This window comes from Exiguobacterium sp. N5 (assembly GCF_025842465.1).
Taxonomy (GTDB): Bacteria; Bacillota; Bacilli; order Exiguobacteriales; family Exiguobacteriaceae; genus Exiguobacterium; species Exiguobacterium profundum.
Genome location: NZ_JAPAEP010000001.1, coordinates 1,411,234 through 1,435,413, shown reverse-complemented (window position 1 = coordinate 1,435,413; position 24,180 = coordinate 1,411,234). Strand labels below are relative to the sequence as shown.

Annotated in this window: 18 protein-coding genes; 14 read left to right on the top strand and 4 right to left on the bottom strand. The window is 51.1% G+C overall.

Going from position 1 to position 24,180, the window contains the following annotated elements; all coding sequences use genetic code 11:
• Positions 1-5: 5 nt before the first annotated feature.
• Together OKS35_RS07450 and OKS35_RS07445 are read right to left on the bottom strand one after the other, a co-directional pair.
• Complete coding sequence (locus OKS35_RS07450) at positions 6-1,751, bottom strand: hypothetical protein (protein WP_264092774.1); 1,746 nt, start codon at positions 1,749-1,751, stop codon at positions 6-8.
• 74 nt (positions 1,752-1,825) lie between these two features.
• Positions 1,826-2,332, bottom strand: a complete 507-nt coding sequence (locus OKS35_RS07445; RefSeq protein WP_251124853.1) for a competence protein ComK — start codon at positions 2,330-2,332, stop codon at positions 1,826-1,828.
• Positions 2,333-2,591: 259 nt separating this feature from the next.
• On the opposite strand from OKS35_RS07445, the gene cspD reads away from it, so the two are divergent.
• The 12 genes from cspD to OKS35_RS07385 all read left to right on the top strand — a co-directional run bounded on the left by cspD (position 2,592) and on the right by OKS35_RS07385 (position 16,528).
• Complete coding sequence (cspD, locus tag OKS35_RS07440) at positions 2,592-2,789, top strand: cold-shock protein CspD (protein ID WP_012726946.1); 198 nt, start codon at positions 2,592-2,594, stop codon at positions 2,787-2,789.
• Positions 2,790-3,095: 306 nt separating this feature from the next.
• The gene (gene hpf, locus OKS35_RS07435; protein ID WP_012726945.1) at positions 3,096-3,659 is read left to right on the top strand and encodes a ribosome hibernation-promoting factor, HPF/YfiA family; all 564 of its coding nucleotides are present in this window, start codon (positions 3,096-3,098) and stop codon (positions 3,657-3,659) included.
• Between the two features lie 139 nt (positions 3,660-3,798).
• Positions 3,799-6,321, top strand: coding sequence for a preprotein translocase subunit SecA (gene secA, locus OKS35_RS07430; RefSeq protein ID WP_264092773.1), 2,523 nt, complete (start codon positions 3,799-3,801; stop codon positions 6,319-6,321).
• Between the two features lie 54 nt (positions 6,322-6,375).
• A complete protein-coding gene (gene prfB / locus OKS35_RS07425; RefSeq protein WP_264092772.1) occupies positions 6,376-7,476 on the top strand; it encodes a peptide chain release factor 2 in 1,101 nt (366 codons plus the stop codon).
• A gap of 61 nt (positions 7,477-7,537) precedes the next feature.
• Positions 7,538-8,395 carry a YitT family protein gene (locus OKS35_RS07420; protein WP_264092771.1) on the top strand — a complete coding sequence of 286 codons (858 nt, stop codon included), beginning with the start codon at positions 7,538-7,540 and terminating at the stop codon, positions 8,393-8,395.
• 108 nt (positions 8,396-8,503) lie between these two features.
• Positions 8,504-8,839 (top strand): cytochrome c551, encoded by a 336-nt coding sequence (gene cccB, locus OKS35_RS07415; RefSeq protein WP_031422851.1) that lies wholly within the window; start codon positions 8,504-8,506, stop codon positions 8,837-8,839.
• A 112-nt stretch (positions 8,840-8,951) separates the two neighbouring features.
• Entirely contained in the window at positions 8,952-10,559 is a 1,608-nt protein-coding gene (locus OKS35_RS07410) for a BCCT family transporter (protein WP_159562643.1), read from the top strand.
• A 353-nt stretch (positions 10,560-10,912) separates the two neighbouring features.
• Entirely contained in the window at positions 10,913-11,599 is a 687-nt protein-coding gene (gene ftsE, locus OKS35_RS07405) for a cell division ATP-binding protein FtsE (RefSeq protein WP_047795074.1), read from the top strand.
• Positions 11,589-12,491 carry a permease-like cell division protein FtsX gene (ftsX, locus tag OKS35_RS07400; protein ID WP_031422854.1) on the top strand — a complete coding sequence of 301 codons (903 nt, stop codon included), beginning with the start codon at positions 11,589-11,591 and terminating at the stop codon, positions 12,489-12,491. The genes ftsE and ftsX overlap by 11 nt, the downstream gene beginning before the upstream one ends.
• A 23-nt stretch (positions 12,492-12,514) precedes the next feature.
• Entirely contained in the window at positions 12,515-13,840 is a 1,326-nt protein-coding gene (locus tag OKS35_RS07395; protein ID WP_214781703.1) for a murein hydrolase activator EnvC family protein, read from the top strand.
• A 101-nt stretch (positions 13,841-13,941) separates the two neighbouring features.
• The gene (locus OKS35_RS07390) at positions 13,942-15,345 is read left to right on the top strand and encodes a S41 family peptidase (RefSeq protein ID WP_264092770.1); all 1,404 of its coding nucleotides are present in this window, start codon (positions 13,942-13,944) and stop codon (positions 15,343-15,345) included.
• Between the two features lie 28 nt (positions 15,346-15,373).
• Complete coding sequence (locus OKS35_RS07385) at positions 15,374-16,528, top strand: PDZ domain-containing protein (protein WP_264092769.1); 1,155 nt, start codon at positions 15,374-15,376, stop codon at positions 16,526-16,528.
• Between the two features lie 65 nt (positions 16,529-16,593).
• Here OKS35_RS07385 and glpK read toward each other — a convergent pair whose 3' ends face one another.
• Positions 16,594-18,111 (bottom strand): glycerol kinase GlpK, encoded by a 1,518-nt coding sequence (glpK, locus tag OKS35_RS07380; RefSeq protein WP_264092768.1) that lies wholly within the window; start codon positions 18,109-18,111, stop codon positions 16,594-16,596.
• Between the two features lie 28 nt (positions 18,112-18,139).
• Positions 18,140-18,847, bottom strand: coding sequence for an MIP/aquaporin family protein (locus OKS35_RS07375; protein ID WP_047795079.1), 708 nt, complete (start codon positions 18,845-18,847; stop codon positions 18,140-18,142).
• 461 nt (positions 18,848-19,308) lie between these two features.
• Between OKS35_RS07375 and uvrB the strand changes: the two genes are divergently transcribed.
• Together uvrB and uvrA are read left to right on the top strand one after the other, a co-directional pair.
• Complete coding sequence (uvrB, locus tag OKS35_RS07370) at positions 19,309-21,279, top strand: excinuclease ABC subunit UvrB (RefSeq protein WP_264092767.1); 1,971 nt, start codon at positions 19,309-19,311, stop codon at positions 21,277-21,279.
• The gene (gene uvrA / locus OKS35_RS07365; protein WP_264092766.1) at positions 21,280-24,153 is read left to right on the top strand and encodes an excinuclease ABC subunit UvrA; all 2,874 of its coding nucleotides are present in this window, start codon (positions 21,280-21,282) and stop codon (positions 24,151-24,153) included.
• Positions 24,154-24,180 lie beyond the last annotated feature (27 nt).

Here is a 24,180-nt window from a genome sequence, read left to right as displayed (position 1 = left end):
ACCTCCTAAATTCTAAAGTCATATCCTGTCGTCGGTGCTATCGTAGGCTCTTCGATGACACGATCAGCTTTCGTGAGCGGTTTGAACTGGGTCGTCACACTCTTATATCCAATTGTCTCGAGCATTTGTTCGATTTTCCCGAGAAGGGGACGAGCGAGTCGCTCGACCGTCGAATCGTCGTGCTCGAGTGTGAGTCGGAGGTTTCGATCTTTTGCTTCGAGTTTGACACCAATTTCTCCAAGACGTGGGGTCTCTAAACGAATGTAGAGGACACTGTTCTCCCAGTCGACAACGTCCCCGGCCTCCCGGTTTTGGATATGAACATGGATTCCGGTGTCGATCTCTTGAACTTTTGCCGGTAGGGCGAACAAGAGTTGATGGAGCTGACCGCCATCAAGGCGGTTGAGCGTCTGTTGGACTTGGAAGAACGAGGCGAGGCGTTGCGCCTCGGGGTTCGTCGTATCTCCACGTACCGATAAAGCTGATGTCGGCGTATTGGACGTCGCTTGGGCGAGCTGTGCCTGTGTCTGCACACGTTGCGCTACTTCCTGGATGTGTCGTCCAGATAATGTCGAATCGAGCTTGAGTGGCGCGACGGTCGGCATCTCGCCGGCACGTGTCGCCCCGTGTGGGATATATTCGATGCGTGTCTGGTTCGGCGCATAACGGAAATCATTCAGTGCCGCTCGGACCTCTTTGACGAGTGTCGCACTCTCTTGTGGTTTCGTCGCAAGCAACGACAACGCGACGTCGAGTTTGGCCGTCATGGCGACCAATTGCTTCTCTTGAGTCACGTCGGTATGAAGCAAGGCGTCCGTCTTTTGGACGAGTTGTGTCAGACGGGTCGAGACGGTCTCGAGGGCAGGGCGTGCCGCATGCGGGTTCGTCTCGATCAACGTAGCAACTTGTCCGAGTTGTTTCGTGACGGTCGCCTGCTCGTTTCGGAACGTGTTCGTGACGGTCGCTAGATGTGACGTCACTTCCTTCACCATCACTTGCTTCCCGTTGATTGGAGGAAGCGGCATCGCTTGGCGCGATTCAGATTCAATCGGACGCGATGATATCGGTGTCGTCGGCGTGAGGTCACGGATGACCCGGTCAATCGTTTCCGGTGTCGGCGTGACGCGTTCACTCACGGGACGTGACAGATTGACGAGTTCGACATACCGCTCTTTTTGTGGGTAAGGAGCGTTCGGCGCCGGCGATGTGATCTGTTGTTTCGCTTCGTTCAAAGAGAGGACGGCGATTTCCCGAGCCATCTCACGAGGAACGGTCGGAGTGTCGAGCGTCTTCAAATGTAGGATGACGTCCCGCATGTCCCCTTTGAACGCCGTCTCGAGAAGGCGTACCGTGTCTTCGTTCATCGGCAAGCGTCCGGATTGTAGCAGACGGCTGACCGCGCTTCGTACTTCAGGTGGAAGGGAAGCGAGGAGCGTCTGAATCTTCGCATCAAGCTTTGACGACGAGGACGCAGGTGGTGCGGATTCAAGTGTCTCTTCCTTTGGAGGAACGACGGTCGCCATCAAGACGCCGTCCTGTTCGGCGAGCGTCACTTGGAACGGGTTCGTTTTCGGAAGCCCATCTTTAAATGTGACCTCGACTTCTTCACCGTTGATCTTGACAATCGCGGAGTCGGGTCCTGTTTGTTTGACGAGTTCGGCCTTGTACGTCCGGTTCGTCTGGATGCCTGGTAAGACCGAACTGACGGCGGTCGCTTGGGCTTGAATTTGCATGTTTGTCACCTCGACCATAATATCGACCTCTTTTTAAAAAAATGAAGCGATACAATAGAAAAAAACCTTCCGTCTTTTCGACGGAAGGCGTGTCAGGACTCGAGCACGGGGTTCGCGTTCAATTGTTGGAACCGGGCGACAAGTTCACCTGTCGCTTTGAGCTGGTTCCGGAGGACGTACGGTGTTGCGTTCGTTTGGATTTGATGTCCATCAGTCGTGAGGACAAGCCCGTTCGGCTCACCCTCAATGTTCAGTATGTCTCGAATATGGGACCAGGCATACCATTCACAATCGTCTCGTTTTGGAGACTTCGTCGGGAAGAAGACGAGTCCAGTTGTCGGTTCAATCACGACAGGGACTTTCCCTTTTACGCCGGCGACGCGTTTGGCGATGAAGATTCTTTCCTCGATCGAGCTGTTGTACTGGCGGCAAGAAAGTTGCAACAACTGGTACGGCCGGAGCGGGGTTGAAATCTCGGTGCCATCCTCGAGAATGATCCGTGACTGCTTCATGATGTCAAAGCAAGGGAGAATCGCCACGGTTCGCTTTGTGATGCGATATTTTTCCTCAGAATAGTAGGAGCGCATACGCTGCACCATCCTCCTCGTATTAGATTTTCAGGATCGGCTAAAGACAAACGGCACAAACCTAAATCATCCCTTCAATGATATATCACAAAAAATGTAAATTCAACAAGACAATATGAAAAGTAGGGAAATATAATTCCAATGAAAGCCAAATGACGAAACGTTTACAAATATTTGAGAAAGTATTTGTCACGCTTACAAGAAGGTGGTAAGATTAGCCGTAGAGGACAATCCTCTGTATTCTCCAATGGTGAAAGGAATGGATTTACACATGGTAGGTAAAGTAAAATGGTTTAACTCAGAAAAAGGTTTTGGATTCATCGAAGTTGAAGGCGGCAAAGACGTGTTCGTACACTTCTCAGCAATCCAATCTGAAGGCTACAAATCACTTGACGAAGGTCAAGATGTAGAGTTTGAAATCGTTGATGGCGAGCGTGGCCCACAAGCGGCTAACGTTGTAAAATTATAATTTCAAACCACGAAGCCGGCTCCCTTGGGAGTCGGCTTTTATTTTTTCTACATAATAAAAAAAGGCGTTTAAAAATGAGTGGAATGGGTATTTTCTTTCTATACCTTTCGCTCGTTCTAGGAAATGTTGAATTCGGAACAAAATTGTCATTATTTTCTGATGATAACGTTTTCAATCGCAGCGTTTTCGGGGTATAATATGAGTGAGCCACCTGGTTCCCCTTTCTTTTTTAAGAAATGAAGCAGGAGATTCCGTCTTGTTCGACGAATCATTGGTTCAAGCGGTTATTTCTAAGGAGGAGTTCAGATGATTTATAACATTCGCGGCGAAAACATTGAGGTCACACCAGCAATCAAAGACTATGTCGAGAAAAAGCTGGAGAAGTTGACTCGGTATTTCACAACTCCTACGGATGCACAGACGGCTTACGTCAACTTGAAAGTGTATAACGAGAAACAAAAAGTGGAAGTGACGATCCCGATGCCGAACTTGTTGCTCCGTGCTGAGGACATCAACCTCGACATGTATGCGGCAATCGACCTCGTCGTCGATAAATTGGAACGTCAAATCCGTAAACACAAAACGAAACTCAACCGTAAAGGACGCGGGAAAGAAGGTGGCGTCGGCGAGTACTTCAAGTCTTTAGAAGGACCTGATGATACACCGGCCGTCTACGATGAGGACGAGGCAGAACTCGAACTCGTGCGGACGAAACGCTTCACGTTGAAACCGATGGACACGGAAGAGGCGATTCTTCAAATGGATATGCTCGGTCACAGCTTCTTCGTCTTCTCAGACGCAGAAACGGGCAACACGAACGTCGTCTACCGTCGTAAAGATGGGAAGTACGGCTTGATCGAACCTGAATAATAAACTTGACACTACACGACCTCCCGGCTTCGGGGGGTCGTTTCCTTTTGCCTTTCCTTGAAAGGTGGCACCACTTCGGTTAAACTGTACATTAGGGAAAAAACATGCATTTTTTAGTGAGTGCAGAGGAGATATGAGTATGGCGAACTTTTTGAAAGAGTTATTTGCTCCACAGAAACGAATGTTGAAAAAAGCAGAGAAAGCGGCCGACTTGATCGAGTCGTTCGCCGAACCAATCAAAGCATTGTCCGACGAACAGCTTCAGGCGAAGACGGAAGAGTTCCGGGAACGTCTGGCAAAAGGCGAGACACTTGACGACCTCTTGCCGGAGGCGTTCGCGGTCTGTCGTGAGGCATCGGAGCGTGTGCTCGGGATGCGTCATTACCGTGTCCAGCTCATCGGGGGCTATGTGCTCCATAACGGCGACATCGCCGAAATGAAAACCGGTGAAGGGAAGACGCTCGTCGCGACACTTCCTGTCTACTTGAACGCGCTTACTGGCCGTGGCGTACACGTCGTAACGGTCAACGAATATTTGGCGAAACGAGATAAAGAACTCATGGAGCCGCTCTACTTCGCACTCGGTCTTTCAGTCGGCCTCAACGTGTCGAACATGGACCGTGTCGAGAAACAAGCGGCCTATAATTGTGATATCACGTACTCGACGAACAACGAGCTCGGATTCGACTACCTCCGTGACAACATGGTCCTTTATAAGGAAGACCGTGTTCAACGTGAGCTCTACTACACGATTGTCGATGAAGTCGACTCGATCCTCGTCGATGAGGCGCGTACTCCGCTCATCATCTCGGGATCGGCTCAAAAATCGACCGAACTCTACACACGCGCGGATGCGTTCGTCCGTACGTTGAAAGAGGAAGACGATTACACGGTCGACGTGAAGACGAAGTCGGTCCTCTTGACGGACCAAGGGGTCGACCTCGCCGAGAAGTTCTTCGGCATCGACAACCTGTTCGCAATCGAACACGTCGCCGTCAACCACCACGTCGGACTCGCCCTTCGTGCGAACGCGGTCATGCATCACGATATCGACTATATGGTACGTGAGGGGCAAGTCATGATCATCGACCAATTCACGGGTCGTGTCATGGACGGACGCCGCTACTCGGAAGGTCTTCACCAGGCGATCGAGGCGAAAGAAGGCGTCGAGATTCAACGCGAATCGATGACGCTCGCGACGATCACGTATCAGAACTACTTCCGGATGTACGAGAAGCTTGCCGGGATGACCGGTACGGCGAAGACAGAGGAAGAAGAGTTCCGTAACATCTACAACATGCAGGTCGTGACGATCCCGACGAACAAACCGATCCTTCGCGATGACAAGGCAGACCTCATCTTCAAATCGATGGAAGGCAAGTTCAAAGCCGTCGTCGAGGAGATTTCGGCAGTCCACGCGACGGGCCAACCAATCCTCGTCGGTACGGTCGCCGTCGAGACGTCTGAATACTTGAGCAAGCTTTTGACGAAGAAGAAGATTCGTCACGATGTCTTAAACGCGAAGAACCACGCGCGTGAGGCGGAAATCATCGAGAACGCCGGTCAAAAAGGTTCCGTCACGATTGCGACGAACATGGCCGGTCGTGGTACCGACATCAAGCTCGGAGAAGGTGTCATCGACCTCGGTGGTCTTTACATCATCGGGACAGAGCGTCACGAATCACGCCGAATCGATAACCAGCTACGTGGTCGTGCGGGCCGTCAAGGGGACCCGGGTAAATCCCAGTTCTACTTGTCACTCGAAGATGAGCTCATGCGTCGCTTCGGAACGGATAGCCTCCAAAGCATGATGGAGCGTCTCGGGATGGATGACACGCAACCGATTGAGAGCCGCATGGTCTCGAAAGCGGTCGAGTCAGCGCAAAAACGTGTCGAAGGAAACAACTACGATGCGCGGAAGCAGCTTCTCGGTTACGACAACGTCATGGCCGACCAACGGAAGGTCATGTATAAGGACCGTTCGAGCATCCTCGAGAACGAGTCGGTCACGGATATCGTTCGTTCGATGATGGCGCAGACGGTCGAACTCGGTGTCGGCCAATACACGCCGATCGAACTCGTACCGGAAGAATGGAACATCGACGAGCTCGCGCACTGGGCCAACCAGACGCTCGCGCTCGAGAAGACGGTCGAAGGCAAAGACTTCTACGGCAAAGAGCGTGAAGAAATCATCGAGCTTCTCATGGAGCGCGTGAACGAGCAGTACGAGGCGAAACGTGAACTCGCGCCACCGGAACGCTTCAATGAGTTCGAGAAGATCATCGTGCTCCGTGCCGTCGACTCGCACTGGATGTCCCATATCGACCATATGGACCAGTTGCGTCAAGGGATTCATCTCCGCGCCTACGGACAGAACGATCCGCTTCGTGAGTACCAAGCGGAAGGGATCAACATGTTCGACGCGATGAATGCGGCAATCGCAGAAGAAGTGACAGGCTTCGTCCTTCGTGCCGAAGTCGGGGACAACCTCCGACGCGAGAAAGTCGTCGAAGAGGAAGTTGCCGTCTCTGGCAAGAGCGATGCACCGGTCAAGAAGAAACCGGTCCGTCGTTCGAAAGAAGACAGCATCGGCCGGAACGACCCGTGCTGGTGCGGTTCTGGTAAGAAGTTCAAGAACTGTCACGGTAGACAACAGGCTTAATTATTGAAGAGGCGGGTCCGCTCGCCTCTTTCCTACGGAAAGGTGAATCACACTATGGAAATTTCAGATATTCGGAACGAACTAGAGGCGATGGCGAAACGCCTCGAGAATTACAGAGCGTCTCTCAACTTGACAGAGAAGGAAGCACGTATCGCCGAGCTCGAGAACGAGATGACGTATCCTGACTTCTGGGACAACCAGGAGAAGGCTCAAAAAGTCATCGACGAGTCAAACGGTCTCAAAGCGATGGTCGACAAGTATCAAGACCTCGCGAACCAACATGAGGACGGCGAAGTGACGCTCGAACTCATCAAGGAAGAACCGGACGCCGAGATGCAAGAAGAGCTTGGGGAATCGATTCAAGCGCTCAAGAAGGAGTTTGATGACTTCGAACTCGAGATCCTCTTGAACGGACCATATGATGCGAACAACGCCATCCTTGAATTGCACCCAGGTGCGGGCGGTACCGAGTCACAGGACTGGGCATCGATGCTCCTTCGGATGTATCAACGTTTCGCGGACAAACAAGGCTGGAAAGTCGAAACGGTCGATTACCTCCCGGGTGAAGAGGCGGGCGTCAAGTCGGTCACGCTCCGCATCATCGGACATAACGCATACGGCTACTTGAAAGCGGAAAAAGGGATTCACCGTTTAGTCCGCATCTCGCCGTTTGATTCGTCAGGTCGTCGTCACACGTCGTTCGTGTCATGTGACGTCATGCCGGAATTCGATGACGACATCGAGATCGAAGTACGGACAGAGGACCTCCGCATCGACACGTACCGCGCGTCGGGTGCCGGCGGTCAGCACATCAACACGACGGACTCTGCCGTCCGAATTACGCACGTGCCGACGGGTGTCGTCGTGTCATGTCAGACTGAGCGCTCACAGATCAAGAACCGTGAGTCGGCGATGAAGATGTTGAAAGCGAAATTGTACCAACGCGAACTCGACGAGCAGCAACGCAAACTCGACGAGATCCGTGGGGAGAAGACGGACATCGGTTGGGGTAGCCAAATTCGTTCGTATGTCTTCCACCCGTACTCGATGGTCAAAGACCACCGGACGAACTATGAGGTCGGAAACACGAGTGGGGTCATGGACGGGGATGTCATGCCGTTCATCGATGCCTACCTTCGTAAAACAAATATGTGATGCATGTGGCTCAAAGACACCCGTCTTTGGGCCATGTTGTGTGTAAAGGAGACTTTCTTTAATGAAGCAAATCGTCAAAGACTATCTGTATTTGTTGACCGGCTCGATGTTCGTCGCCTCGGCCTTCAGCTTATTTCTGTTGCCGAACAATCTGGCATCAGGTGGGGTGAGCGGGATCTCGGTCATCACGTATGAACTGTTCGGCATCTCGCCCGGGGCGTTCCAGCTCGTGGCGAACGTGTTACTTCTGATTATCGGGTGGGCCATCCTCGGACTCGGTTTCGGTGTGAAGTCGCTCGTCGGCTCCGTCTTCTTACCGGGTGTCATTCTTTTCTATGAGGCGATCGATGCCGGTGCGGCCGTGGACGATACGCTCCTCGCGGCCATTTTCGGTGGTGTCGGCGTCGGTGTCGGACTCGGACTCATCTTCCGTGGACGCGCCTCGACAGGGGGAATGGACTTGATCGCTCAGATCTTACATAAGTTCACGCACATCCCGCTCTATCTCTGTATCGCCATCCTCGATGGCATGGTCGTCTTGACCGCGGCCTTGACGTTCTCGTTTACGACCGGACTCTATGCACTCATCGCATTATTCATCACGGTCAAGATGATCGACTTCGTCCAGCTCGGGTTCACACAGGACAAGATGGCTTACGTCATCTCGGAGAAGCGAGACTTCATCGTCCGGGCCGTCTTCGAGGAACTTGACCGTGGTGCGACAGAGATCCAAGCAATCGGAGCATACTCTCGTCTTGACCGTCCGATGCTCATGATTGTTGTCCGTCAGAGCGAAGTGAGTCGATTGAAGGAAATCATCCGTCGGATTGACCCGGAGGCATTCCTTGTCTTCAGTGAGGCACATGAGGTGCTAGGACAAGGGTTTACGTCCGATAAGCGTTACATCAACGTACCGTAATTTGTGGAATCTTTGTGTACTTTTCGTGAGATTAGGTTAGAAAGCATACGTTAACGGCTATAATGGTAAATGTAGGTCATTTCTACAACTTAGGAGGGGAACGTGGTTATGAAAAAATGGATGATGGCCATCGGCCTCGGCGCCATGCTGACACTCGGCGCATGTGGCGGCGGTGAAGAAGAGGATACATCGAGCAACGGGGATTCGGGCTCGAACACGGCATCGGTTGACGCGGAAGCGGTATACGCACAAAACTGTGCGGCATGTCACGGTGCGAACCTTGAAGGAATGAGTGGTCCGTCACTCGAGCAAGTCGGTGCTCGTCTGTCGGCAGAAGAGATTGAAAACGTCATTCGAAACGGTCAAGGCGCGATGCCTGCGAACGTCATTGAAAAAGACGAAGAAATCACAGCGGTCGCTGCTTGGCTCGCTGAGAAAAAATAAGATTCGACAGCATGAGGTGGAACACACCTCATGCTTTTTTGTTTTGGGTGTTAGGGCTTGGGGAAATATTGTTAAGGTAACGTGAGACATAGTGGAAATGGAGTGATGACAATTGAAGACGAAACTGATTGACTGGCCGACCTTTATCGGCTCGTTTGTATTACTGTTAGGGGTGACGTTACCGCTCATCTTCTTCCCAGAGACCGGTAAAGCGTGGGTCGGTGCGGCGAACGAATACATGACCTCTAACTTCGGCATGTTGTACTTAGCAATGGGCTTAGGTGCGTTCGGATTTTTGATTTTCATTGCCTTCAGTAAGAATGGTCATATCAAATTAGGTCGTGAAGATGAAGAACCCGAATTTAGTACATTCTCTTGGGCGGCGATGTTATTTGCTGCCGGCATCGGGTCCAGCATCCTCTATTGGTCCGTCATCGAATGGGTCTATTACTATGAAGGTCCGCCGTTCGGGCTGACACCGGAGTCACCGGAAGCGATTCAATGGTCGACAGCATATGGCATGTTCCACTGGGGACCGATCGCTTGGGCAATCTATACGTTACCGGCACTGCCGATCGCTTATTTCTTTTACGTCCGTAAGAAATCCGTCTTAAAGGTAAGTGAAGCGGTACGTCCCGTTATCGGAAAATGGGCAGATGGACCCCTCGGTAAATTGATTGATATCTTATTTATCTTTGGATTATTAGGTGGTGCCGGGACGACGCTCGCCCTCGGTACCCCGATGATTGCCGAAGGGGTCAACGAACTGACAGGGATTCCCGTCACGCTCGGGATGCAGGCCGTCATCATGTTGATTTGTACGGTCATCTTCGCCATCAGTTCTTACATTGGACTGAAGGGTGGCATCAAAGTACTCAGTGACTTGAACATCTGGCTCGCCCTTGGGATTTTGACGTTCGTGCTTATCTTTGGTCCGACTCGATTCATTATGGAGACGACGTTCAATGGAGTCGGAATCGTCATGGATAACTTTTTCCGGATGGCAACGTGGATGGAACCGTTCGGTGACTTCGGTGGCTTCACATCGACCGGGTTCCCGGAATCGTGGACGGTGTTCTATTGGGCATGGTGGCTTGTCTATGCACCATTCGTCGGATTGTTCGTCGCCCGTATCTCACGCGGTCGTACGATTCGGAATATGATCTTTGGGACGATGGTGTACGGAACGCTCGGATGCATCTTGTTCTTTGGGATTCTCGGAAACTACGGGCTCTACCTTCATCTAAGTGGGACGTTCGATGTTGTCGGGTACATGGCGGCGAATGGCCCGGCACCTACAATCATCGCCATCATCGGCCAATTGCCTTTCGGGAAAGTCGTCATCGGCGTCTTTACGCTTCTTGCCATTATCTTTTTGGCGACAACGTTCGATTCATCATCATACATCTTGGCATCGGTCACGCAAAAACATGTCGAGGATGAGCCGATTGTCTGGAACCGTCTCTTTTGGGCGTTCGCGCTTGCTATCATGCCGCTCACGCTCATGTTCCTCGGCGGACTAGAGACGCTCCAGACAGCGAGTATCGTCGGTGGATTCCCGCTTATCTTCATCATGTTCCTTCTTGCTTGGTCATTCGTCCGCGTATCGAGTCGGGATATCCGGGCTTCCGATGACTATGAATCCTCAACGATTCATATTAAGTATCGGAAACGGAAAAAGTCGCCGTTTGATGCATTGAAAGAAAAACCACACGATTAAATGTGGCGTATTGGTGAAGGGTGTTCCTTAGGGAGCACCCTTTTGAAGTGCGGTTTCAATATTCTCTTGGGGAATAAGAAAGCGAGTTTCTTCGCGACATTTTCACATCGAACTCAATCGAACTGAAACAATCCTGTAATGGTGTTTTAAAAGTCGGATTGATATAATTGTAGTCGCTTCAACATATGCCCTAGATGATTTTTTGACCAGGCTAACATAAAAAAGCGACACCTTGACAGAGGGAGCCGTTTCCTGTAAAAAAGACTCTAGGCGAAATATACAGTAACTAAAATAATTGATTCAAATTCGTCATAGATGCTTAAAAATAATTTAAAAAGGGTAGGGAATACGTTATGATCTCGATGCAAAAAGTCAGTAAAGTATATCCGAACGGCGTCGTCGCCATGGATGACCTCGATCTAGAGATTCGCGACGGCGAGTTCCTTTATGTCGTCGGGCCTTCCGGTGCCGGAAAGTCGACGTTCATGAAGATGATTTATCGTGAGGAGAAGCCGACAGCCGGTCAATTGTTGATTGACGGACTCGATGTCGGGAAAATTAAAGACCGACACGTACCGAAGCTACGCCGTCAACTCGGCGTTATCTTCCAAGACTTCAAATTGTTGCCGTCACTTACGGTATATGAGAACGTAGCGTTCGCATTAGAAGTTGTAGGAGCGGATACGTCTTCGATTCGGAAACAAGTCATGGATGTGTTGAACCTTGTCGGATTGAAGAACAAGGCGCGCAACTATCCGGACGAACTATCAGGTGGAGAACAACAACGTGTCTCGATTGCTCGCGCAATCGTCAATAAGCCAAAATTGATTATCGCCGATGAGCCGACAGGAAACTTAGACCCGGAAACAGCATGGGGTATCATGGAAGTGTTTGAAGAGATTCACCGCCGCGGAGCGACAATCGTCATGGCGACACACAACCGTGACATCGTCGATAAGATTCGTCACCGCGTCATCGCGATTGAGAACGGGAAAGTCGTGCGCGATGAAGAGAAAGGAGCATATGGCTATGATATTTAAGACTGGATTGCGCCATTTGCGTGAAGGGTTCAAAGGAACACTTCGGAATGGATGGATGTCGTTCGCGGCCATTAGTGCCGTGACCATTACGTTGCTACTTGTCGGTGTATTCGCACTCGTCATGTTCAACATCAATGAAATTTCAGATAACGTCGAAAATGATGTCGAGATTCAAGTGTTCATCACTCGTACAGCGGATGAGAACTCGGTTGAGAAACTCGGGGAGAACATTGAACAGGTGCCGGGTGTCTCGACGGTCACGTTCAGTTCAAAAGAAGATGAGCTAGCGAAGTTCCAAGACCAGCTCGGCGATGATGCGGCTGCATACGGAACGGTCGAAAAAGACAACCCGCTCCACGCCCGCTATATCGTCAAAGCACAAGACCCGACAGAACTAGAGGAAGTGGCCAAATCGGTCGGTTCACTCGATAATGTGGACGATGTGAAATACGGAAAAGACTACATCGATAAAATGTTTGCTTTCTTCAACGGGATTCGCATCGGTGGACTCGCGTTGATTGTCGGTTTGACATTGATGGCGATGTTCTTGATCTCAAATACGATTAAAATGACAATCTTCTCGCGTCGCCGTGAGATTGAAATCATGCGACTCGTCGGAGCGAAAAACAGCTTTATCCGCTGGCCGTTCTTTATCGAAGGATTGCTCCTTGGAATGCTTGGGGCTCTCGTCCCGATTCTTGTCATTTATTTCGGATATGACGTTGCATATAGTGCTTTACAACCATCGCTTGATCAATTGAATAGTGATATATTTAAGTTGATTGATCCATCGACGCTAACAGTCCAAGTATCGCTTGTTTTACTTGCACTCGGTGCGTTCATCGGAATCTGGGGATCGACGACATCGCTCGGTCGTTTCTTGAAAATCTAACTTAAATAAGGAGGAGTTGGCGGATGAAACGTTCGCTTGCGCTAGGGTTGTGTGTATCGTTACTTGCCATGCCGGTCATGGCGACAGAGAAAGACACGTTGAAAGCTCGACAAGATCGACTGTCCAATGAGTTGGAGGAGTCGAAAAAAGCGCAGGCCGAGACGGATGCCGAACTCGAGATCACCGAGGCAGAGCGTGATGCCGTGAAGACGGAAATACACGTCGTCGACGACCGGTTGAATGAATTGAGCGAACAAATCGCCATTCAGCAGCATGAGGTCGATACAGCCCGGGCAGAACTCGAGTCGACCCGCCAACAACTTTCCGTTCAGGAAGAATACTTGGAAAGCCAGAAGGAACTCGTGAACGAGCGCCTTCGCGTTTTGCAAGTACATGAAGACACTTCCTATTTACAAGTCATTTTTGAGTCCCGTTCCTTCGGCGACTTCGTGACACGGGCTATGACGGCCCGCACGATCGCTGAACAGGACCGGGAGCTCATACATAATTATATGAGTGAGATGGAACGTTTGGAGTCGCTCGAGTCGACACAACGTACCCAGCTCTCTTTCATCAAGCAAAAAGAGCGCGAGCTCGTCATCACCAAGCAAGACCTTGACCGGACGGCCGAGAAGAAACGTGACCTGTTGGTTGAACTGAACGAACAAGTAGAGCAGCTCGAGCTCGAAAAGATGACGCGCAGTGAAGAGCAGGCGGTCATGGCTGAACAGAACCGCATCATCAGTGAACAACTAGAGGCGATTGCGACTGCCGAACGAGAAGCCGCAGAGGCAGCGGAACGTGCCAAACATGAAGCTGAGGCGCGTGCCGCTGAAGAGCGAGCACAAGCAGAAGCGGAAGCCCGTGAGTCGGAGGTCGAGGAGGCACCAGAAGTGACCGCACCAACCGAAACACCGACGAATGTGTCCACGTCCACGGGATTCGTTCGTCCTGTGTCCGGTTATGTGTCTAGTCCGTTCGGTCCACGAGACAACCCGTTGACAGGTGTGCCGGAGATTCACAAGGGCATTGACCTCGTCAATGCGTCTGGAACACCAATCGTGTCAAGCGCACCAGGTGTCGTCATCAAGGCGGCACCGGCGACCGGATATGGAAATGTCGTCTTCGTTTCGCATGTCATCAACGGTGAGATTTGGACGACCGTCTATGCCCATTTAAATGCGATCACAGTCGGAGCCGGTCAACAAGTGGCGGCGGGACAGACGGTCGGAACGCTTGGCAATACCGGCTGGTCGACGGGACCCCATCTTCATTTTGAGTTACACCGAGGGAAATGGGCACCGGGACAGCCGAACGCAATTGACCCGGCCCCGTATATTGGATACTGACAGAAGCGGACGCGTCCCAAATATGTGGAACGCGTCCGCTTTTCCTCTAGTTTTTGCTATACTAATGAAAAGACTTACAAAGAGAAATGAGGGACCAACCCGTGAAAAATTCAACCGCAGGACTACTCGCTGGCACAACGTTCGTGGCTGGGGCCGGTGCAGGCCTTGCGACGATGGCGTTTACAGACACATCGCTTCCCATTCAAACGAATGCGGAAGGCTGGGATAAAGTCGACCAAGTACGTGATTTGATTGAAGAACATTCGTTACAGGACATCTCAGAAGACGATTTATTGACCGGTGCGCTCGACGGGATGACCGCAGCGCTGAACGACCCGTATTCGGATTTCTTGGATGCGGAAGAAACGTCACAATTTACGGACTCGATTGAATCGAGTTTTGAAGGAATCGGCGCGACTTTGGAGAAGAAAGGAGAGGACATCTTAATTGTCGCTCCGATCAAAGGCGCTCCGGCCGAAGAGGCGGGACTTCGTCCTGGTGACATCATCACAGCGGTCGACGGGGAGTCGATTGAAGGGATGGATGTACAGGAGGCCGTCCAATTGATTCGAGGAGAAAAAGGGACGACCGTCACATTGACGATTCGCCGTGGCAGTCAGACGGCGGACTACGAGATCATACGTGACACGATTCCAATCGAGACGGTCTTCTCTGAAGTGAAAGAGAAAGACGGTAAAAAGATTGGGTATCTCCAAGTCACCCAATTCTCAGAACCGACGGCTGATGAATTCCTCGAACAACTCGAGCAACTCGAGTCAGAAGAAATCGATAGCTTGATCATCGATGTTCGTGGAAATCCGGGAGGTCTCTTGCCTGCCGTCATCGAGATGTCGGAAGGGTTCGTCCCGACATCAAAACCGGTCGTCCAAATCGAGAATGCGGACGGTGACCGTGATGCACAAAACGGTCGCGCTCGTGAAGCGAAACCGTATGAACTGTTTGTCTTGACGGATGAGGGTTCTGCCTCGGCATCTGAGATTTTGACTGGTGCGATGAAAGAAGGAGCAGGCGCGACCATCATCGGGACGAAGACGTTCGGAAAAGGTGTCGTCCAGACGGCGTTCGACTTAGAGGACGGCAGTAACTTGAAATTGACGACGAGCAAGTGGCTCACACCGGACGGAAATTGGATTAACAAGAAGGGCATCGAGCCGGACATTGAAGTGGAGCAACCTGACTTCTTCAACGTGACCCGTGTCCTGACAGAAGAAGAGTCGCTCCAAGTCGGAGATTACGGTGACGCCGTCTCGAACTTGCATAAAATTTTAACTGGAATCGGCTATGAGCCAGGCGGTCAGCCGGGATATTACGGGGACACGATGGCGAACGCCGTGAAAGCATTCCAGACAGACAATGGTCTCGAGGCTTCTGGAACTGTCGATGAAGAGACAGCCTCTGCACTCGAAGCGAAGTTGCTCGAAGCGATTCAAGATGAGGCGAATGACGCCCAATTGAATCGTGCGCTTGAAGAAGCCGCAAAATAACGTTGTATGAAAGAAAGGGTTGGACCGCGTGGAAGTTGTACGAATGGGTGTTACGGCTTTATTGACGTTGTTAGGTAGTCCGCTGTTTTGGGTGACACTCGTCGCCCTTACATACATATCGCTGACACGGGTCAAGCGAGAACGGGCCATGTTCCGTTCGAGACGTCGCTCACCGAAGTCGGAATGGAGACATTTCATCTGGCCGAGTCTTCTGTTAGCGGTCCTCTCATCGGCCGTGACGATTTTACTCGAGACGACCATCACGTTTGAGTGGGCCGTCTCGTTCACGATTCTCTATACGCTCGTCGTCTTGACGATGCATCCGCGATTCTTTAATCCGGTGCTGCCTCTTCTCGTGTTGTTCGGGGTCGTCTTGTTACGCGATGTTGTCGCATATGGGGCGCTTCGTGATTGGGTAGCAGCACTCGCTCAGGTCGATTGGACGGTCTATGCGCTCACATTCGGCCTCGTCACCCTTGCGGAAGCGATTCTCTTGCGTTGGAACGGACCAAAAGAGACATCCCCGACCTTGATCTTGTCGAAACGGGGGCAGTTTATCGGAGGGCATGTCGTCAAACGGATTTGGTTTTTCCCGCTCGTCGTCTTCGTGCCACCGATGTTCGGTCTCGACTGGCCGATGGTGCCCATCATTCTTCCGATTCCCATCGGGGTCAGTTTATTGTCGACCGGCGCCTTACCAGGAACGCTTCTCGCACGATTGAGCAATTATCGTGCCGTACTCGCTTTGATCGCTCTCGGTTTATTCGCCCTCTCATATGCGTTTAAGATTCCATATGTCGACTATGTAGTATTGACGCTATTCGTCCTCTATGAGCTCGGCTTACAATGGATCAAACGCGAGAATCGGGGAACGACACCCGTTTTCATCAATGGAAACCGTGGGGCGGTCATCGTCGACACGTTACCGAACTCACCTGGGGAGACGATGCAGCTCATCCCGGGTGAATCGATCTATAAAGTCAACGGGACGGTCATCACAGGAGGGCATAGTTTTTATGAGGCGCTCCAGCAACATAAGCCGTACATCAAACTGGAAGTATTGAATCTGAACGGGGATATCCGATTCGTTCAACGAGCGATGTATGAGACCGATCCACATGAGCTCGGAATTTTGTTCGTCGGGGAACCGACGAGCCCGAGAGTTCGCTTACGTAAACTGTAAGAGTATCCGTCATGGGTACTCTTTTTTGCATACAAAAAGGGCACCCGTGAGGATGCCCGTTCGTCTTATACATCAAGTTTTGAAGGCTTGAATGCCATTGTGGCTTCGACAGCGTGTTGCCATCCTTTGTAGAGGGCTTCGCGATGAGACTCATCCATGTTTGGATCGAACTTCTTGTCGAGTTTCCACTGTTCTTTGACTTCGGCTTGGTCTTTCCAGAATCCAACGGCGAGACCTGCCAAGTAGGCGGCACCGAGTGCAGTCGTTTCACTCACTTCAGGACGCTCGACCGGGACGTTGAGAATGTCCGATTGGAACTGCATGAGGAAGTTGTTACTGACGGCCCCACCGTCGACGCGAAGCGTCTTCAAGTTGATGCCTGAGTCACTCTCCATCGACGTGAGGACGTCACGTGTCTGGTAAGCGAGTGACTCGATTGTCGCCCGGACCATCTGTTCTTTCTCTGTCCCACGTGTGAGACCGAAGATGGCACCACGGACGTCAGAGTTCCAATACGGTGCACCGAGACCGACGAAGGCAGGAACGACGTAGACACCGTCAGTTGATTCGATCCGTGTCGCATACTGTTCCGAGTCTTTCGCTGATTTCAACATCCGCAATCCGTCACGGAGCCACTGGATCGCCGAACCGGCGACGAAGATCGAACCTTCGAGCGCGTATTCTACTTTCCCGTTATAGCCCCAAGCGATTGTCGTCAAGAGACCATGATCAGATTTGACGGCTTCTTCTCCCGTGTTCATGAGCATGAAACAACCTGTTCCATACGTGTTTTTCGCCTCACCTTTTTCGAAGCAAGTTTGTCCGAACAAGGCGGCCTGTTGGTCACCTGCAGCTCCGGCAATCGGGACTTCGAATCCGAAGAAGTGGTATGGAATCGTGTTCGCATAGACTTCACTTGACGGTTTGACTTCAGGAAGCATTGATTTAGGCACTGTCAAGATGTCGAGTAACTCGTCATCCCACTTCTGTTCGTAGATGTTGTACATGAGTGTACGCGATGCGTTCGAGTAATCGGTTACGTGTGCTTTTCCACCAGAGAGTTTCCAGATGAGCCACGTGTCGATTGTCCCGAAGAGGAGTTCGCCGTTCTCAGCTTTTTCACGTGCACCCTCGACGTTGTCAAGAATCCATTTGACTTTCGTTCCTGAGAAGTAGGCATCGATGAGGAGACCTGTTTTGTCGCGGACCATATCGGAATGACCGGTTGCTTTCAGCTCTTCACAGATGTCGGCGGTTTGACGGGATTGCCAGACGACGGCGTTATAGACAGGGCGTCCTGTTTCCTTTTCCCAAACGACAGCTGTTTCACGTTGGTTCGTGATCCCGATTCCGGCAATCTCATTCGGGTCGATATCAGCAGAACCGAACGCTTCCGCCATAACGGCGAGGACAGAGCCCCAAATCTCATTGGCATTGTGCTCGACCCAGCCTGGTTTTGGGAAGTATTGTTTGAATTCGCGCTGTGCGACTGTGACAATTTTTCCATCATGATCAAAGATGATTGCCCGTGAACTTGTCGTTCCTTGGTCCAATGCTAAAATATAACGTTTTTCTTTCGCCATATGTGATTTCCTCCTTCAAAATTATGTGTTAAGGGACGAGAATACCGTAGATGAGTGCGGCAATAATCGCACCGATAATCGGACCGACGACCGGGATCCATGAATAACCCCAATCCGAAGATCCTTTTCCTTTAATTGGAAGGAATGCGTGTGCGATACGTGGCCCAAGGTCACGTGCCGGGTTGATCGCATATCCCGTCGTACCACCGAGCGAAAGACCAATCGATACAATCAAGAAACCAACGATGAGTGGATTGAGTCCGTCTGCGAATGTGTTTGCCCCGAATGACAACAATGCAAAGACAAGGACGAATGTTCCGATAATCTCACCAATCAAGTTGTACGGCGTGCTTCGAATACCTGGAGCTGTCGAGAACGTCGCCAGTTTTAAACCAGGATCGTCTGTCGCATCATAGTGCGGCTTGTAGTGGACATAAACCAAACATGCCCCGATGATGGCTCCAATAAACTGAGCGAGGATATAAAGTGGGACATCAGCCCATGGGAATTCGCCTGCTGTCGCGAGACCAATCGTGACGGCAGGGTTGATGTGGGCGCCTCCGTAAATTCCGGCTGCGTAGACCCCGACCATAACGGCAAGACCCCAACCCATTGTGATGACAATCCAGCCAGAGTTTTCCGCTTTGGAATGGCGGAGGACGACGCCGGCGACGACACCGTTACCGAGCAGAATCAATAGCATCGTACCAATAATTTCACTGACAAATGCTGACATGTGATACTCCCCTTTCTCCCTTATGCAATTTGACTTACCACTTCATTATATGCCCAAAATGTAAGCGTTTTAAAACAGTGTTATTAAAAAATCCTACTTTTTTCCTACAAATGTTCACATTTACAGCTGTAAACTTCACAAAAGAGTTAAGAAGCAGAGCGAAACGTTCACGAAGTGGATGTTTTTTTCGGATATTTCAAGCATTCCAATTTACTAGGGACATAGTCCAATCTGAAAAGTGTAATGCTTTATGCCACAAAAGTGATTCTGTTGAAATCTTGATGTGATGATTTGGATGGAACAAGATGTTTCTTTTGAGACAGTAAAGGAAAAAGAAATGAACAATGGATTGAATGAAAAAAGAAATAAAATGAATTAACCTACAAGCTAATAAGCGAATATTTGTTCGTGTCTATGGTATAATCAAGACACTTATGAAATGAGAAGGTGAGGAGTATCTTATGGAATCGATTCCGTTTGCATTACAATCTGAATTTCAACCAGGAGGCGACCAGCCTGAAGCGATTCGACAGCTTGTCGAAGGTGTAAATCGAGGTGACCGGTATCAGACGCTCCTCGGTGCAACGGGTACGGGTAAAACGTTTACCGTCTCGAACGTCATTCAAGAAGTAAAGAAGCCGACACTCGTCCTCGCCCATAACAAGACGCTCGCCGGTCAGCTCTACTCGGAGTTCAAAGAGTTCTTCCCGAACAACGCGGTCGAGTACTTCGTCAGTTACTATGACTACTATCAACCGGAAGCGTACGTGCCGTCGACGGATACGTTCATTGAGAAGGATGCTTCAATTAATGATGAAATCGATAAGCTGCGTCACTCAGCGACGTCGGCTCTCTTTGAGCGCGATGACGTCATCATCGTCGCATCTGTCTCCTGTATTTATGGTCTCGGTAACCCTGAAGAATATCGGAGCCTCGTCTTGAGCCTTCGCGTCGGGAAAGAGATGGGACGTGACGAGATGTTACGTAAACTCATCGACATTCAATATGAACGAAACGATATCGATTTCCAGCGTGGACGTTTCCGTGTCCGCGGGGACGTCGTCGAGATCTTCCCAGCATCGCGTGACGAACACTGCATGCGCATCGAGTTCTTCGGAGACGAGATCGACCGTATCCGTGAGATGGATCCGTTGACGGGTGAAATCATCGCAGACCGTGATCACGTCGCCATCTTCCCGGCATCCCACTTCGTCACACGCGACGAAAAATTGCAAAAGGCAATCGTCAACATCGAAGCGGAACTTGAGGAACAACTTGAGAAGTTCCGCGAAGAAGGGAAGCTCTTAGAAGCGCAACGACTCGAGCAACGAACGCATTACGATTTGGAAATGATGCGTGAGATGGGGTATTGTTCAGGAATCGAGAACTATTCGCGACACTTGAACTTGATGCCTGAAGGTTCAACCCCGTACACGTTAATCGATTACTTCCCGGAAGATTTTTTACTCGTCGCCGATGAGTCGCACGTGACGCTCCCGCAAGTACGCGGGATGTACAACGGGGATCAGGCACGGAAACAAGTGCTCGTCGACCACGGCTTCCGTCTCCCTTCGGCGAAGGATAACCGTCCGCTCAAGTTCGATGAGTTCGAGAAGAAAGTCTCACAAGCGATTTTCATCTCGGCGACACCAGGTCCGTACGAACTCGAACATACGCCGAACATGATTGAGCAGATCATCCGTCCGACCGGGTTACTTGATCCGACAATCGAGATTCATCCGATCAAAGGTCAGATTGACTACTTGATGGATCAGATTCGCGAACGCATCAAGCGCGACGAGCGCGTGCTCGTGACGACGCTCACGAAGAAGATGGCAGAGGACCTATCCGATTACTTACGCGAAGCGGGAATCAAGGTCAACTATATGCACTCCGAAATCAAGACGCTCGAGCGAATCGAAATCATTCGTGACCTTCGTCTCGGTAAATATGACGTGCTCGTTGGAATCAACTTGTTGCGGGAGGGTCTTGACATTCCAGAAGTCAGTCTCGTGACGATTCTCGATGCCGATAAGGAAGGATTCCTTCGTTCAGATCGTTCGCTCATCCAGACGATTGGACGAGCGGCGCGTAACGCGAACGGACATGTCATCTTGTTCGCGGACAAGATGACCGACTCGATGGCGCGTGCCATCGAAGAGACGGATCGTCGTCGGTCGATTCAACAGGCTTATAATGAAGAACATGGCATCACCCCGCAGACGATTCGAAAGGACGTCCGAGGAGTCATTCGGGCGACGGTCGAGGCGGAAGAGGAAGCACTCGAATCGCTCAGTACGATGAAGCCGGCCGAACGCGAGGTTGCGATTGCCAAGTTGGAAGAAGAAATGAAGCAAGCGGCACGCGATCTCCAGTTCGAACGCGCGGCCGAATTGCGTGACTTAATTTTGGAGTTGAAGGTAGGGAATTAAATGGCTGAAAAGAAAAATGCGATTGTCATCAAAGGGGCACGCGTCAACAATTTAAAAAATATTGACATCGATATCCCACGTGACCAGCTCGTCGTCTTGACGGGCTTGTCCGGCTCCGGGAAATCGTCACTTGCGTTCGATACGATTTATGCGGAAGGACAGCGTCGGTACGTCGAGAGCTTATCCGCCTATGCCCGTCAGTTCCTTGGACAGATGGATAAGCCAGACGTCGATACGATTGAAGGACTTAGCCCGGCCATCTCGATTGACCAGAAGACGACGAGTCGTAACCCGCGTTCGACGGTCGGTACGGTGACCGAGATTTATGATTACCTTCGTCTATTGTTTGCACGAATCGGGAAACCGGTCTGTCCGAACCACGGCATCGAGATCTCGAGTCAAACGATTTCACAGATGGTCGACCAGGTGATGGAGTTGCCGGAGCGGACACGACTCCAGATTTTGGCGCCAATCGTGTCGGGTCGGAAAGGGACGCACGTGAAAGTATTCGACTCGTTAAAGAAAGAGGGATTCGTCCGTGTCCGTGTCAATGGTGAAACGATTGAATTGACGGATGAGATTGAGCTCGATAAAAACAAGAAGCATTCGATTGAAGTCGTCGTCGACCGCCTCGTGGTCCGACCTGACGTCGAAGGGCGCCTCGCCGACTCACTCGAGACGGCATTACGTCTTGCGGACGGCCGTGTCATTATCGATAAGATGGATGGCACCGAGCTCCTCTTCAGTGAGCATCACGCCTGTCCGATCTGCGGGTTCTCCATCGGCGAACTCGAACCTCGGATGTTCTCATTCAACTCGCCATTCGGTGCATGTCCGACGTGTGATGGTCTTGGGACGAAACTAGACGTCGACCCAGAACTCGTCATCCCGGACTCGTCGAAGACGTTGAAAGAGGGGGCGATTGCAGCATGGCAACCGACAAGTTCCCAGTACTATCCACAACTTTTGGCTGCGATGTGCCAGCATTTCAACATCGACATGGACGTGCCGTTCGAGCGCCTATCAAAACGTGATCAGGACCTCGTCTTGAACGGATCTTCGGAGGAATCGTTCCTCTTCCGCTATGAGAACGACTTCGGTCAAGTGCGGACGAATACCATTTTCTTTGAAGGGGTGCTCCGTAACATCGAGCGCCGTTACCGGGAGACGACATCCGACTATATCCGTGAGCAGATGGAAATGTACATGGCGACACATGCGTGTCCGACATGTCACGGCTATCGCTTGAAAGAAGAGTCGCTCGCCGTCAAGATCACGGGTCAGCATGTCGGGCAAGTGACGGAGAAATCGGTCGTGAACGCACTCGCGTTCTTTGAAGGACTCAACGAGCAGTTGAGCGAGAAAGAGATCGCCATCGCCCGTCTCATCCTCCAAGAGATTCGGGAACGACTCAGTTTTTTGAATAACGTCGGTCTCGACTACTTGACGCTCTCTCGTGCCGCTGGAACACTCTCGGGTGGAGAGGCGCAGCGGATTCGTCTCGCGACACAAATTGGGTCTCGTCTCACGGGTGTCTTGTATGTCCTTGACGAACCATCCATCGGTCTTCATCAACGTGATAACGACCGGTTGATTTCGACCCTCAAACAGATGCGGGACATCGGCAACACGCTCATCGTCGTCGAGCATGACGAGGACACGATGATGGAAGCCGACTACTTGATCGATATCGGACCAGGCGCAGGAGAACATGGCGGACAGGTCATTGCGGCCGGGACGCCGAAACAACTGATGAAAAATAAAAACTCGCTCACCGGTCAATATCTTGCCGGGAAGAAGTTCATCCCACTTCCGGCTGAACGGAAGATGCCAGACGAACGTTTCTTAAAGATCGTCAAAGCAGAAGAGAACAACCTAAAAGACGTCGACGTTTCCATTCCACTCGGGATGTTCGTTGCCGTAACAGGGGTCTCGGGATCGGGTAAATCGACCCTCATCAATGAGATTCTCTATAAATCGCTCGCGCACAATATGAACCGGGCCAAAGCGAAGCCAGGCAAGCACAAGAAGATTGAAGGACTTGAGCATATCGATAAGGTCATCGATATCGACCAATCCCCGATCGGACGGACCCCTCGTTCGAACCCGGCCACGTATACGGGTGTCTTTGATGATATTCGTGACGTCTTCGCCTCGACGAATGAAGCGAAGATGCGCGGCTACAAGAAGGGACGTTTCAGTTTCAACGTTAAAGGCGGGCGCTGTGAAGCATGTCGTGGGGATGGGATCATCAAAATCGAGATGCACTTCCTTCCTGACGTCTACGTTCCGTGTGAGGTCTGTCACGGGAAACGCTATAATCGTGAAACGCTCGAAGTGAAGTACAAAGGGAAGACGATCGCAGACGTCCTTGATATGACGATTGAGGAAGGACTCGAATTCTTTGACAAGATTCCGAAAATCAAGCGGAAGATTCAAACGATTTATGACGTCGGTCTTGGCTATATGAAACTCGGTCAGCCAGCGACGGAACTTTCGGGTGGGGAAGCCCAGCGTGTCAAACTCGCTTCGGAACTTCATAAACGGTCGACCGGGAAAACGATTTATATTCTGGACGAACCAACGACCGGTCTTCACGTCGACGACATCGCGCGCTTGTTGAAAGTGTTGCAACGTCTTGTCGAGAACGGGGACACGGTGCTTGTCATCGAGCATAACCTCGATGTCATCAAGTCGGCCGATTATTTGATTGACCTCGGACCAGAGGGTGGAGATGGTGGCGGACTCATCGTCGCAACGGGGACACCAGAAGAAGTCGCGGAAGTGTCAGGCTCGTATACCGGTAAGTATTTGAAGCCGGTTCTCGAACGAGATGCAGCCCGAGTGAAACCGAAAGCAGGAAAAAAGAAATAAGTATAGAAATGGTGAGAAACGGGAAGG

Excerpts from the sequence above, each read along its gene's own strand:
- OKS35_RS07450 (WP_264092774.1), bottom strand. The coding sequence starts at position 1,751 with ATGGTCGAGGTGACAAACATGCAAATTCAAGCCCAAGCGACCGCCGTC.
- OKS35_RS07445 (WP_251124853.1), bottom strand. The coding sequence starts at position 2,332 with ATGGTGCAGCGTATGCGCTCCTACTATTCTGAGGAAAAATATCGCATC.
- cspD (WP_012726946.1), top strand. The coding sequence starts at position 2,592 with ATGGTAGGTAAAGTAAAATGGTTTAACTCAGAAAAAGGTTTTGGATTC.
- hpf (WP_012726945.1), top strand. The coding sequence starts at position 3,096 with ATGATTTATAACATTCGCGGCGAAAACATTGAGGTCACACCAGCAATC.
- secA (WP_264092773.1), top strand. The coding sequence starts at position 3,799 with ATGGCGAACTTTTTGAAAGAGTTATTTGCTCCACAGAAACGAATGTTG.
- prfB (WP_264092772.1), top strand. The coding sequence starts at position 6,376 with ATGGAAATTTCAGATATTCGGAACGAACTAGAGGCGATGGCGAAACGC.
- OKS35_RS07420 (WP_264092771.1), top strand. The coding sequence starts at position 7,538 with ATGAAGCAAATCGTCAAAGACTATCTGTATTTGTTGACCGGCTCGATG.
- cccB (WP_031422851.1), top strand. The coding sequence starts at position 8,504 with ATGAAAAAATGGATGATGGCCATCGGCCTCGGCGCCATGCTGACACTC.
- ftsE (WP_047795074.1), top strand. The coding sequence starts at position 10,913 with ATGATCTCGATGCAAAAAGTCAGTAAAGTATATCCGAACGGCGTCGTC.
- ftsX (WP_031422854.1), top strand. The coding sequence starts at position 11,589 with ATGATATTTAAGACTGGATTGCGCCATTTGCGTGAAGGGTTCAAAGGA.
- OKS35_RS07395 (WP_214781703.1), top strand. The coding sequence starts at position 12,515 with ATGAAACGTTCGCTTGCGCTAGGGTTGTGTGTATCGTTACTTGCCATG.
- glpK (WP_264092768.1), bottom strand. The coding sequence starts at position 18,111 with ATGGCGAAAGAAAAACGTTATATTTTAGCATTGGACCAAGGAACGACA.
- OKS35_RS07375 (WP_047795079.1), bottom strand. The coding sequence starts at position 18,847 with ATGTCAGCATTTGTCAGTGAAATTATTGGTACGATGCTATTGATTCTG.
- uvrB (WP_264092767.1), top strand. The coding sequence starts at position 19,309 with ATGGAATCGATTCCGTTTGCATTACAATCTGAATTTCAACCAGGAGGC.
- uvrA (WP_264092766.1), top strand. The coding sequence starts at position 21,280 with ATGGCTGAAAAGAAAAATGCGATTGTCATCAAAGGGGCACGCGTCAAC.